This window comes from Candidatus Thiosymbion oneisti, assembly GCF_900092655.1.
Classification (GTDB): Bacteria; Pseudomonadota; Gammaproteobacteria; order Chromatiales; family Chromatiaceae; genus Thiosymbion; species Thiosymbion oneisti.
Genome location: NZ_FLUY01000170.1, coordinates 1 through 12746, shown reverse-complemented (window position 1 = coordinate 12746; position 12746 = coordinate 1). Strand labels below are relative to the sequence as shown.

Here is a 12746-nt window from a genome sequence, read left to right as displayed (position 1 = left end):
ATGACCTCATGGTGCGGCTCAAGCGCCGTTTACCCGACGGGCGCGTGAAGGAATTCGACGCCCTGGTGGTCACCCCCAATTGCGTCTGCCTCAACAGCACCAAGGCGACCCTGCGCAGCGGCGACGTGGATGGCTTCGTGGCCGACATCGCCGAGTTCCGGACCTTCTTTCCCGAGCACAATGCCCTGCCTTTGATCGGGATCCTCGCCAGCCTCAGTGTGGAAAAGAGTGTGCTCGCCTACGCGGAGAAACAAGGTTTCTTGGTGCTGGCGGTGGGCGATGAGCTCATGGAGGTCAAGAACCGGCCCGGGTTTGAGCCGAAGCGTTGGTGGCCCGAATAACGAATCATTCGACCAATTTGCGTTCATTTGCGGCAAAAAACAATTTCTAAACAAGGCTACAGTCAGACCCTTAGCCCGTGGGGCGGGTCAGGCCAGGGATGGCCGTCACCCGCCTAGCTTCGGGCCGGTCGTCACCTCGAACAGCGAACCTCAACAGGGCTAACCTCCGGTCTGCCGCTTCGGAGTACGTACGAACCCAGCAAAGTCCGGATTCATCCATCCGGGCGGGGCCAGCTTTCCGGGGGGTGGGGATAAGCGGGAGGTGTAGTCCATGATGGCGGATATATCCTCGGCACTGAATCCCTTGATCTGCTCGACCATCTCTGCGTCGGCATTGCGCCGCCTGGCCTGCGCTATCCATTCGAACTGGCGAACCAAGTAGGGATAGTGTTGGCCCTGGATGAGGGGTGTATGCTCCTCGGCTATGCCTTCCCCGTGTGCACCGTGGCATTCCAGGCAGTACTCCCGGTACAGATGTTCCCCTTTTTCCAAGTCCGTACCCGGTCCCATGCTGTTGTTCGGATTCATCGGCAACCGGCTGACATAGGCGGCCACATCGGCAAGTTGCTGCAGACCCAGGACATTCAGCATGGTAAAGGGAAACATGGTGGGGGTATCCCGGTTGCCTGCCCGGATGTCCGCCATCTGCTTGATGATCACGGGGTAGAGCTGACCGGCGATCTGGGGGTAGAGACCGTCAGCGGTCCCCCAACCCTCCGGTTGATGGCAGACCGCACACATCAGATAGATCTCCCGTCCTCGCTCCGGGTTAGGCGTAAGCCGTAGGGCCATCTCCGCGTCCTGGGCTGCGGTATCCGCATCCGGCCGGGGTTTCGGTGCCGCCACGACCCGAGTCACCACCACGACCGCGGCGCAGGTAAACAGAACGCCGAATATTAAGGTCACGAGTTTTGATGGGCGCATGGATCCATACCCCGCGGTAGAGAAGGTTCAGGTTTGTAACTCCATTCCAAGTTAATCTGATATATAAATATAGATTAATTCAGGTTGTGTTAGAGTCGGGACCCTCAAGGGCTGCCCAGGGATCTTCAGTGCGCTTCTTCCCAATTTTTTCCTATCCCTATGTCGACCGCCAAGGGCACCCGCAGCTTCGCCGCTGCTTCCATCTCCTTACGGATGCGTTCTCCCGCGGTTTCCGCCGTTGCTTCCGCCACCTCGAACACCAGCTCGTCGTGGACCTGCATAATCATCCGCACCGTGGGCAGCTCGTCCTGGATCCAGCGGTCCACCGCAATCATGGCTTGCTTGATGATATCCGCGGCCGTTCCCTGCATGGGGGCGTTGATGGCGGTACGTTCGGCACCCGCCCGCCGCCCTTGGTTGCTGTGATCGATGTCGGTCAAATAGATGCGACGGCCGAATAGGGTATCGACGTACTTATCCCTACGCCCCTGCTCGCGGATGTCTTCCATGAATTCCTTGACTTTCGGATAGCGCCGAAAGTAGAGATCCACATACTCCTGGGCCGCTTGGCGCTCGATGCCGAGCTGGCGGGCCAGGCCGAATGCGGACATCCCGTAGATGAGCCCGAAATTGATGGCCTTGGCGGAACGGCGCTGATCGCCGGAGACCTCCTGGGGTGGTACACCCCAGACCTCCGCGGCGGTAGCCCGATGGATGTCCAGGCCTGCATCAAAGGCGGCCAACAGACGCTCGTCACCGGAGAGATGGGCCATAATGCGCAGCTCGATCTGGGAGTAGTCCGCTGCCAGCATGCAGTAGCCGGGCTCGGCGATAAAGGCACGGCGGATGCGTCGTCCGTCCTCGCTACGGATCGGGATATTCTGCAGGTTGGGATCGGAGGAGGAGAGGCGGCCGGTGGTGGCTACCGCCTGATGATAGCTGGTATGCACCCGGCCGGTGCGCGGGTTGACCATCTGCGGCAGCTTGTCGGTGTAGGTGGACTTGAGCTTGGCCAACCCCCGGTATTCCAGGATGAGTCGCGGCAGCTCGTGTCCCTGCTCGGCGAGTTGCTGGAGCACAGATTCGGAGGTCGATGGAGCCCCCTTGGGGGTCTTGGCGATGACCGGAAGTCCCTGTTCCTGAAAGAAGATCTCTCCGATCTGCTTGGGAGAACCCAGGTTGAATCTGCGTCCCGCTGCATCAAAGGCGGCTTGCTCCAAATCCTGCATACGCGCCGCCATGTCGGTGCTCTGGGCGGCGAGTAAATCCGCATCCACGCCTACGCCGTTGCGTTCCATACGCGAGAGTACCGGTACCAGGGGCATCTCGATCTCCTGGTAGAGGTTCAACAAGGAGGATTCCGCCTGTAGCCGGGGAAACAGCTCCCGGTGTAAGCGCAAGGTGACGTCCGCGTCCTCGGCGGCATAGGGACCGGCCTGCTCCAGGGGGATCTGATCGAAGCTGAGCTGCTTAGCGCCCTTGCCTGCGATGTCCTCGAAATGGATGGTTTCCTGCTCCAGGTACTTCCTCGCCAGGGAGTCCATGTCATGGCGGGTAGCGGTACTGGCCAGCACATAGGATTCCAACATAGTATCTTGGACGATTCCTGCCAAGTGAATGCCGTGATTGGCCAGCACACTCATGTCGTACTTGAGGTTCTGGCCCAGCTTGGGCCGGTCCGGGTCCTCCAGGAGGGACCTCAGGCGTTCCAGCACCCAGTCCCGGTCGAGCTGTTCAGGCGCTCCGGGGTAGTCATGGGCCACCGGGACATAAGCCGCCTGGTGCGGTTCGACGGCGAAGGACAGGCCTACGAGTGTGGCCCGCATGTAATCCAGGCTAGTCGTCTCGGTATCAATGGCGAAGAGGTCCGCGGATCTTAGGCGCTCGAGCCAGGCTTCAAGGGCCTGCTTCGAATATACGATCTCATACTCATTGTTCACTGCCGGCTCTGCGACCGGATGGTCATCCGCCTGATCCAGGTCGGATTTATCCCCCAAGGTCGCCAACAGGCGTTTGGACTCGAAGCGCTCGTACCAGCTACGCAAGCGGTCCAGGTCAGGAGGGGTGGGTGCCAGATCCTGGGGGCCCAGATCCAAGGGGACATCCAGCTTGAGGGTAACCAGCGTTCGCGCGCGGGGCAGCCAACTGATGCTTTCACGCAGACCCTCTCCGAGCTTGCCCTTGATCTTGTCCGCGTTCTCGATCACTCCATCCAGGCTACCGAACTCGTCAATCCACCTGGCCGCCGTCTTAGGTCCACACTTGGGCACACCAGGGATGTTGTCGACACTGTCCCCCATCAGGCTCAGGTAGTCCACGATACGCTCCGGCGGGACGCCGAACTTGGCGATGACACCTGCCCGATCGAGCAGGGTGTCGGTCATGGTGTTGATCAAGGCGATGCGGTCGTTGACCAGCTGGGCTATATCCTTGTCGCCGGTAGCGATCAGGGTATCCAGGTGCTCGGCCATGGCCTGCACCGCGAGGGTGCCGATGACATCGTCCGCCTCTACCTCCGGGACCACCAGCAGCGGCAGACCCATAGCGCGGATGGTCTCGTAGAGGGGCGCGATCTGCTCGCGCAGATCCTCCGGCATGGGCGGCCGGTTGGCCTTGTACTCGGGAAAGATCGCGTTCCGAAAGGTCTTACCGGCAGCATCGAATACCACCGCCATGTATTGGGGCCGGTAGTCTGTGCCGAGCTTGCGCAGCATATTGAGCACACCGACCGCGGCCCCGGTGGCCTCCCCCTTCGAGTTGACGAGCTTAGGGAGGGCATGATAGGCGCGGAACAGATAGGACGATCCGTCGACGAGGACGAAGGGATAGTGTTTGGTCATGAGTGGTTAGTGGTTAGTGGTTAGTGGTTAGTTGTGGTTCGGAGTTTCACTCTCAACGAATTGAGCATCTTTGATATTTCTTCCAGCAGCAGGAGAATCTCGCTGATCTGTCCTGAGGTCACGTAGCCCAACCGTTGCGCGATTAGGGTTTGCGTCTCTACCTCTGCCCGGGAGCCCTGAGCGATCGACAGGAAATTCAGGAAATCCGCCGTTGTCCTGCGCGCTTGTCCCTCCGCAATGTTCGAGGGAATCGATACCACCGCGCGCCGTATCTGACTGCTCAATCCATACACTTCCTCCTTGGGGAACGCCTTTGTCATTCGATACACCCGCTCCACCAGCTCCATCGATTTCTGCCATACCACCAAATCCTGATAGCTTTTTACCCTCCACTCGCCACTCATCACTCCCCACTCCTCAGGTCACGTCTTCGTCATTCGATACACCCGCTCTACCAGCTCCATCGATTTCTGCCATACCACTAAATCCTGATAGCTTTTTACTCTCCACTCGCCACTCACCACTCCTCCTCAGACCAAGCACAGCGTTAGGGGCTCGATCTCACGATAGACCAATGCCAGAGGGGAGTGGTGACTCAGAGTCAGGATACGGGTACCGGATGGGTAGATGACGTGATAGGTTTGCAGTAAATGCAGGTCGTTCGCACCTTTCAATAGATCCATGACGGCGTCGAACTCGGGCCGGTCCTCCGTGCCGAACCGAAGCGCCGTATCGGCGATCCGGAGCCCTTCGGGACCGAGCTCGACCTGGGGCAGACCTGCTTCGCGGTTAGTCAGGAACAGGGGGCGGAGGAAAGCCTTGACCCGAGGTGTCAATATCAATCCGATCTGACCCTCACCGAGCAACCACGAAAGGTCCCGTTTTTCGTCGAAGTGTTTGTCGTGATTACCGAATGCGGTTGCCCAACCATGGAAATAGGCAGCGTAACGACGGATCTTGCGTTCTAAGATCATAAGAATCGATTGACCGGAACCAGAAGCTTCTTGAGTCGAGCACCAGCGCCACAGGCCTCTCATCCTTTGACAGCGCCTGAAAGCCGACGACTAGTGCAGTCATTTTACCTTGTCACATCTCCAACAAAAGAAACAGATGACCTAGGAATAATCTGATCGGCGAATCCATATCAGTGAAAACAAAACTGCGAATGTTCTTTGCTTCCAAGTCCAGGGTTTCGCAGGTCTCCAAATCACTGAGACTACCGAATGCCGAGTTTTAATCAATTCAAAAGGCGGTTGCAGGAATGTCTGCAACGACTTCGGGAACCGCATGCCGTGAGACTGCTCTCGGCAAATAGGATCGGGTTTTGCAACACGACCGGATATAATTACACACTTCGAGGAAAAGCCGATCCGGTCGGTTCTTTTCATCCTACATGGGTCCCTCCACTTCCCAAGGTACCCTCCAACACCGGATTCATGAGAGTCGACGTTGATCACGAAACCAGAAGGCCTTATTACATTTCAGGACCTCATCTTCACCTTAGAGCGCTTTTGGGCCAAGCGCGGCTGTGTTGTCATGCAACCCTATGACATGGAAGTCGGGGCCGGTACCTTCCATCCGGCGACCTTCCTTCGCTCCATCGGTCCGGAGCCCTGGAGAAGCGCCTACGTCCAGCCCTCACGACGCCCCACCGACGGAAGATACGGAGAGAATCCGAATCGTCTGCAACATTATTACCAGTATCAGGTCGTCCTGAAACCTTCACCCTTGGACATCCAGGACCAGTATCTGGATTCACTCCGCATCTTGGGGATCGAGCCACTCATCCACGACATCCGTTTTGTCGAAGACAACTGGGAGTCACCATCTCTGGGCGCCTGGGGACTCGGGTGGGAGGTCTGGCTCAACGGCATGGAGATAACCCAGTTTACCTATTTTCAGCAGGTGGGAGGACTTGACTGCCGGCCCGTTACAGGAGAGATAACCTATGGGCTCGAGCGCATCGCCATGTACCTGCAGGGAGTGGAGAGCCTATATGATCTCATCTGGACCAGCACCAATGACCGCACGGTGACCTATGGGGACGTCTACCATCAGCATGAGGTCGAACAGTCCGCGTACAATTTCGAGCATGCCGATATCGATTCCCTATTCCGACAATTCGATACCTGTGAGGAACAGGGCCGACACCTGATCGACACAGGGCTTCCACTTCCCGCGTATGAGCAGGTACTCAAGGCATCTCACACCTTCAACCTACTAGACGCCCGCAATGCGATTTCCGTAACCGAGCGGCAGCGCTTCATCCTGCGCATCCGTACCCTAGCCCAGGCAGTAGCCCAAGCCTACTATGACCGACGGGAGGCTCTGGGCTTTCCCATGGCGCAAAAAAGCCGGATAACGGAGGCGATTTATGGAAGAGACACATGACCTCCTGGTAGAGATCGGCACCGAGGAGCTTCCGCCGAAACCCTTACAGGTGCTGTCAGAGGCCTTCAAGAAAGGATTGGAGGATCAGCTGCGGAAACATGAGCTAGGATTCTCATGGATCGAGCCCTTCGCCACACCACGTCGCCTGGGGCTACTCGTCCGGGAGTTAGCAACACGCCAACCGGACCAAGAGATCGTACGCAAGGGCCCGGCCTTACAGGTTGCATTCGATACTCAAGGCCAGCCTACAAGAGCAGCCTCCGGCTTTGCCCGCTCCTGCGGTGTCTCAGTCAAGGAGCTACAGCAGGAAGAAACGTCGAAGGGTGCCTGGCTGGTATTTCGCCAGGTCCAACAGGGCCGGAATACCACGGATCTGATCGTCGATATGACGGCAAAGGCATTGGAGGCGCTGCCTATCCCTAAGCGGATGCGCTGGGGTGAACAGGACGATGAGTTCGTTCGCCCGGTTCACTGGGTGACTATCGTCTTCGGAGAAGACCCTGTAGAAGGACGGCTATTCAGCATCAATGCTGGTCGCCTAACTCGGGGCCATCGCTTCCAGGCTCCGGTAGCCCTCCCCATTCCATCCGCCTCCCAGTACGCTGAAATTCTCCGCACCCAGGGAAAGGTCGAGCCGAGCTTCTCGACGCGCCGGGAAATGATACGCAACCAAGTACAGGCACTAGCCGAAGATGCCAGTGGTCAAGCTATCATGGAAGACGACCTGCTCGATGAGGTCACCGCACTCTGCGAGTGGCCATATGCAATTATGGGTGCTTTCGATGAAGGCTTTCTGGAGATGCCATCGGAAGTCCTCATAGAGACCATGCAGAAGCACCAAAAGTACTTTCCCCTAGTCTCCTCCAATGGCAGGTTATTGCCGCACTTCATCACCATCAGCAATATTCAAAGCCGGGATCCTGCTCAGATACGGGCCGGAAATGAACGTGTCATTCGACCTCGATTCTCAGACGCAGCCTTCTTTTTGGAGCAAGATCTAAAGCGACCCCTCCAAGCGTTCGAACCTAAGCTGGAGAAGGTCATATTCCAAGAAAGGCTCGGGACGTTAGCGGAAAAATCGGTGCGTCTTGGCCGGATTTCCCGGCAGATCGCAAGTCTTCTGGGTATAGACCAAGGACTGGCAATCAGGGCCACTCAGCTCGCCAAGTGTGACCTGGTAACCCAAATGGTCCTCGAGTTCCCCGGTCTACAGGGCACCATAGGCCGGTACTACGCCTGGAAGGCGGGGGAGAATCCCTGTGTAGTCTCCGCCATAGAGCAACAATATCTGCCACGCCGCGCCGGGGACGAGCTTCCTCAATCAGATTGTGGCCTGGTTCTGTCGATCGCCGACAGGCTCGACACACTCGTGGGTATCTTCGCGATCGGTCAACGTCCAACGGGTGTCAGGGACCCTTACGCATTGCGTCGAGCAGCGATTGGCTTGCTGCGAATCCTTATCGAGACCCCTTTGTCACTCGATCTAAGAGAGATCCTCAACTTCTCATCGGAAACGCTCAAGGACAAGGTCGATACAAAAGGGATCGTTGCAGAAGTCTTCGAGTATTGTATGGAGCGCCTCAAGGGTTATTATCTGGATCAAAACATCAGGGCGGATATCGTCGATTCGGTATTGGCAGTGAATCCCACGGTACCGAGCGACATCCACCGTAGGATCCTTGCGGTGGAGGACTTCCGATCACTTCCCGAAGCAGCAGCCCTAACAGCCGCCAATAAACGCATACGCAACATCCTGCGCAAGCACTCGGAGAGCATACCTGAACGGATCGATACCGACCTACTACAGGATGATGCGGAACGACGCCTGGAAGCAAGGATCACATCCCTAGCGTCCGGCATCTCACCATTCCTCAAGACCCAAGACTACAAGGGCATCTTGAAGATGCTGTCGGAATTGCATAATGACATCGACACCTTTTTTGACAAGGTCATGGTAATGACCGAGCAATCGGATCTAAGACGTAATCGGCTCACACTTCTGCGAGATACCGAAGCCCTCTTTTTAAAGGTCGCAGACATATCGTTTCTGAAATCTGAGTTTCATAAACAAGATTAATTCAACCGCTGCACAGTATCTTGCCGATGAGTGGAAATATGCAGGGTATCAAGCTCGTGGTCCTCGACAGGGACGGCGTTATCAATCAAGATTCCGACGACTATATAAAAACACCAGAGGAGTGGATACCCATCCCAGGTAGCCTCGAGGCGATCGCTAGGCTTAACCACACAGGATATCGAGTTATCGTGGCAACAAATCAATCAGGCCTGGGTCGCGGTTACTTCAGCATTGATACCATCAATACTATACATCGCAAAATGCGACGGGAGCTCTCGGTATTCGGTGCGCAGATAGAAGCCATCTTCCTTTGCCCTCACACCCCCAACATAAATTGCCGTTGCCGTAAACCACTTCCTGGTCTCCTTGAGGATATTGCAAAGCGACTACGGATCAACATGGCAGGAGTACCTATGATTGGTGACTCATTTCGGGATATTCAGGCAGCAGCTGCAGTAGGTGCCTCACCATTACTCGTTTTAACCGGAAAGGGACAAGCAACCGTTGAAGAACACATGGATGACCTAACCGGTATACCTATCCACAAGGATCTTTCCACCGCCGTAGATGCACTCCTGGCTGGCTGAGAGCTGCAAGCATGGTTACACTGAGATCAATCCTATACATGCTGTTCCTGTCGATCACCGTTATCCTGTATGGCTTGCCCATCAGTATCTTTGGATGGATCCTACCCTACAGGCTGGTTTCAAAGGTTAGCCAACACTGGGGGAAGATCAACCTCCAAGCACTGAAGCTGATCTGTGGGCTCGGTTATCAAGTACAGGGTAAGGAAAATCTACCATCCTCTACCTGCATCGTTCTCTGCAAGCACCAATCGGCGTGGGAGATCATCACGTTACGTGCCCTACTACCACCAGAGAACACTTGGGTGGTGAAACGCGAGCTCTTATGGGTACCTTTCTTCGGATGGGCCCTTGCGGCCCTTCGACCAATTACGATCGATCGTGATAATGCCCGCCGCTCTCTACAAGAGCTACTCAATCAGGGTAAATACTGGCTGGATAAGGGGCGCTGGATCACCATCTTTCCGGAAGGCACACGGGTTACTTCCGGCAAAAGACAGCACTACAACAGAGGTGGAGCCATGCTAGCAAGAAAGACAGGCTATCCAGTGTTGCCTATTGCCCATAATGCGGGAGTATTCTGGCGGCGTAGGGACCTAAAGAAATACCCAGGGGAAATTACCTTGGTTATTGGAAAACCGCTGAATCCCGAGAGACTTTCTGCAACTGAGATAAGCCGACGCGTCGAGGAATGGATCGAGGAAACCGTAGCGGAGCTGCCACGTAGAGACCTACAGTAATACCTCTAGAAATCAGATATCGACGTTCTCCGCATCGAGCGCATACCGTTCAATAAACTCCCGGCGAGGCTCTACCTGATCCCCCATCAGGGTGGTAAAAACCTCATCCGCGGCGATTGCATCCTCAATGGTCACCTGCAAGAGCCTCCTTGTTTCAGCGTTCATAGTCGTTTCCCAAAGCTGATCGGGATTCATTTCGCCAAGACCCTTGTAACGCTGAATATGATAGCCGCGCCTTACCTCCTCGATCAGCCACTCAAGACCCTCACCAAAGCTTCCAATCATCCGGCGCTTATCACCACGGGAAACATAGGCCCCTGGCTCTACCAGTCCGTTGAGTTTGTCCCCGACGGCAGTGATACGGGTATAGTCCGCACTGCGAAAAAAATCGATCGATAAGTAGCTAGTCTCTGGAATCCCGTGGTACAGGCGGGTAAACACCAGACCAGGGTAACCTGCTTCATCAGGTTCTAATCGCTTGACAGAAAACCTTTCACCAGAGCCGGACTTAGCATTCAGATACCCCTGGAGCTGAGATAGCCAACCGGTGAACCCTTCCACATCCATCAAGGTTTCCACGTCAATTCGCTGCAAAGAAAGCAACGACTCTAAAAGAGCCCGGTCATAGCGCGTAGAAAGCCTTGCAATGATACCTTGGTAGACCTGATAGTCCTTTGCCAACATCTCAAAAGCGGTATCGGCCATAGGCGGAGCATTCCCCGACACAAAGAGCTGAGCATTATCTAGTGTCGCCTGCAGCAGGGCCCCATCTAGCTCTGCATCATCGAGCAGATAGAGTTCTTGTTTCCCTCTCTTAATTTTATAGAGCGGCGGCTGCGCAATATAGATATGTTCACGTTCTACCAGCTCCGGCATTTGACGATAGAAAAATGTCAACAATAGTGTTCGGATATGGGCCCCATCCACATCCGCATCGGTCATTATGATTATCCGGTGATAGCGCAGCTTATCAGGGTCATAATCTTCGCGACCTATTCCACACCCTAAAGCGGTAATGAGCGTGCCCACTTCCGTAGAAGACAACATCTTGTCAAAACGTGCCTTCTCTACATTGAGGATTTTACCCTTGAGGGGAAGAATCGCCTGAAACGCCCGATCACGCCCTTGCTTAGCAGAACCGCCAGCAGAATCTCCCTCAACCAGATAGAGTTCGGACCTTGTAGGATCTTTCTCCTGGCAGTCCGCAAGCTTCCCTGGCAGTCCCGCAACATCCAAAACACCCTTGCGTCGCGTCATTTCCCGGGCCTTCCGTGCCGCCTCCCTCGCACGTGCCGCCTCGAGCATTTTATTTGCAATCGTCTTGGCTTCAGTTGGATGCTCTTCAAGAAACTCAGTTAGATGCTCGATCAACAGCCCCTCAACAACAACTTTGACCTCGGAAGAAACGAGCTTTTCCTTCGTCTGGGAAGAGAACTTAGGGTCTGGAACCTTCACAGATACGACAGCCGTAAGCCCCTCACGGGCATCATCACCAACTGCCCGAACCTTATGTTTCTTCACCAACTCCTCTCGATCGATATACTGATTAAGCGTCCTAGTCAGACCAGCCCGAAAACCAGCCAAATGAGTTCCACCATCCTGCTGGGGAATGTTATTCGTATAACAGAAAATCTTCTCCTGAAAAGACTCATTCCACTGCAATGCAATCTCCACAAGGATACCCTGGCGTTCTGAAAGAAAAGAAAAAACCGTGGGATGGATTGCAACCTTGTTGCGATTAAGATGCTCTACAAACGCCTGTATTCCGCCCTTATACTCAAAGCAATCTTTACGCCCCGTACCTTCCTGCACCAGTGAAATCCTGACACCGGAATTGAGAAAGGAAAGCTCCCTCAGGCGTTTTGCAAGAATGTCATAGTGAAATCCCAGGTCTGAAAATATCTCTCCAGACGGCCGAAACCGAATCTCCGTTCCCGTTCCATCACACCGGCCAACACTCTTCAGAGGATAAAGCGGTTCCCCCAACTTGTATTCCTGTATATAGAGATTACCACTACGGCGTACACGCATGGTGAGATGCTCGGACAAGGCGTTAACAACGGATACACCAACTCCGTGCAGACCACCGGAGACCTTGTAGGAGTCAGCATCGAATTTACCGCCAGCATGGAGAACCGTCATGATCACTTCAGCAGCGGATCGATTTTCCTCAGGGTGAATATCTACCGGGATACCGCGTCCATCATCCACAATAGAGACAGAATCATCTGCATGGAGGGTAACGATGATATCGCTGCAATGCCCTGCCAGGGCCTCATCGATGGAGTTATCAACCACTTCGAAAACCATATGATGAAGGCCAGTTCCATCATCCGTATCACCAATGTACATGCCGGGCCTTTTTCGAACAGCATCGAGACCCCGTAGAACTTTTATACTCGATGAATCGTAGCTCATAGAGGAAACCCTCATAAAAAAAGAGAACCATGAAGGGTTCCCAATATTAGACAATCGGAGGTGCCGGAACATTTTGTTCCACGTGGAACACATAGAACAGCACTGTCCAGCGTTACTTGATGCTGCCCAAGAAGACGTCTGCCTGGATGATACGGTTCAGCGGACCAGACCCATAGGGTAGGCTGTGCCTACCAATGCCGCGCCTACTGCCTGAGAAGGCATCATGTTGCGTTACGCCGCGTTCAACACAGTGCTTCCCCAAGCATTTCCCCACGCGGCTAACGCAACCTACACTAATGCTAAGAGGCTGTCTAAAAAGGGCCGCAGACCAGAGTACAGGAGTAGGCTGGGTTAAGGAACGAAACCCAGCGTTTACAGGCCAGCTGGTTTGCTGGGTCTCGTCCCTCGACCCAGCCTACCGATTTAAAATC

Annotated in this window: 9 protein-coding genes and 1 pseudogene; 5 read left to right on the top strand and 5 right to left on the bottom strand. The window is 55.0% G+C overall.

Going from position 1 to position 12746, the window contains the following annotated elements:
* A pseudogene (locus BQ17_RS21255) lies at positions 1 to 341 on the top strand (hypothetical protein); the annotation flags it as partial.
* A gap of 159 nt (positions 342 to 500) precedes the next feature.
* On the opposite strand, the gene BQ17_RS01625 reads toward BQ17_RS21255, so the two are convergent.
* The 4 genes from BQ17_RS01625 to BQ17_RS01610 all read right to left on the bottom strand — a co-directional run bounded on the left by BQ17_RS01625 (position 501) and on the right by BQ17_RS01610 (position 5079).
* The gene (locus BQ17_RS01625) at positions 501 to 1265 is read right to left on the bottom strand and encodes a c-type cytochrome (RefSeq protein ID WP_089723996.1); all 765 of its coding nucleotides are present in this window, start codon (positions 1263 to 1265) and stop codon (positions 501 to 503) included.
* A 125-nt stretch (positions 1266 to 1390) separates the two neighbouring features.
* Positions 1391 to 4105 (bottom strand): DNA polymerase I, encoded by a 2715-nt coding sequence (gene polA, locus BQ17_RS01620; protein ID WP_089723995.1) that lies wholly within the window; start codon positions 4103 to 4105, stop codon positions 1391 to 1393.
* A gap of 20 nt (positions 4106 to 4125) precedes the next feature.
* Positions 4126 to 4509, bottom strand: coding sequence for a four helix bundle protein (locus BQ17_RS01615; protein ID WP_089723994.1), 384 nt, complete (start codon positions 4507 to 4509; stop codon positions 4126 to 4128).
* A 126-nt stretch (positions 4510 to 4635) separates the two neighbouring features.
* A complete protein-coding gene (locus BQ17_RS01610) occupies positions 4636 to 5079 on the bottom strand; it encodes a hypothetical protein (RefSeq protein ID WP_089723993.1) in 444 nt (147 codons plus the stop codon).
* A gap of 475 nt (positions 5080 to 5554) precedes the next feature.
* On the opposite strand from BQ17_RS01610, the gene glyQ reads away from it, so the two are divergent.
* Genes glyQ through BQ17_RS01590 form a run of 4 tightly spaced genes read left to right on the top strand, consistent with a single transcriptional unit; the run spans position 5555 to position 9897 of the window.
* The gene (gene glyQ, locus BQ17_RS01605; protein WP_089723992.1) at positions 5555 to 6496 is read left to right on the top strand and encodes a glycine--tRNA ligase subunit alpha; all 942 of its coding nucleotides are present in this window, start codon (positions 5555 to 5557) and stop codon (positions 6494 to 6496) included.
* Positions 6480 to 8573: a glycine--tRNA ligase subunit beta gene (gene glyS, locus BQ17_RS01600; protein ID WP_089723991.1), complete on the top strand. Its 2094-nt coding sequence runs from the start codon at positions 6480 to 6482 to the stop codon at positions 8571 to 8573. The genes glyQ and glyS overlap by 17 nt, the downstream gene beginning before the upstream one ends.
* 38 nt (positions 8574 to 8611) lie before the next feature.
* Positions 8612 to 9160 (top strand): D-glycero-beta-D-manno-heptose 1,7-bisphosphate 7-phosphatase, encoded by a 549-nt coding sequence (gene gmhB, locus BQ17_RS01595; RefSeq protein WP_207787701.1) that lies wholly within the window; start codon positions 8612 to 8614, stop codon positions 9158 to 9160.
* An 11-nt stretch (positions 9161 to 9171) separates the two neighbouring features.
* Positions 9172 to 9897, top strand: a complete 726-nt coding sequence (locus BQ17_RS01590; protein ID WP_089723990.1) for a lysophospholipid acyltransferase family protein — start codon at positions 9172 to 9174, stop codon at positions 9895 to 9897.
* Between the two features lie 12 nt (positions 9898 to 9909).
* Here BQ17_RS01590 and gyrB read toward each other — a convergent pair whose 3' ends face one another.
* Positions 9910 to 12315, bottom strand: a complete 2406-nt coding sequence (gyrB, locus tag BQ17_RS01585) for a DNA topoisomerase (ATP-hydrolyzing) subunit B (RefSeq protein WP_089723998.1) — start codon at positions 12313 to 12315, stop codon at positions 9910 to 9912.
* Positions 12316 to 12746: the final 431 nt, after the last annotated feature.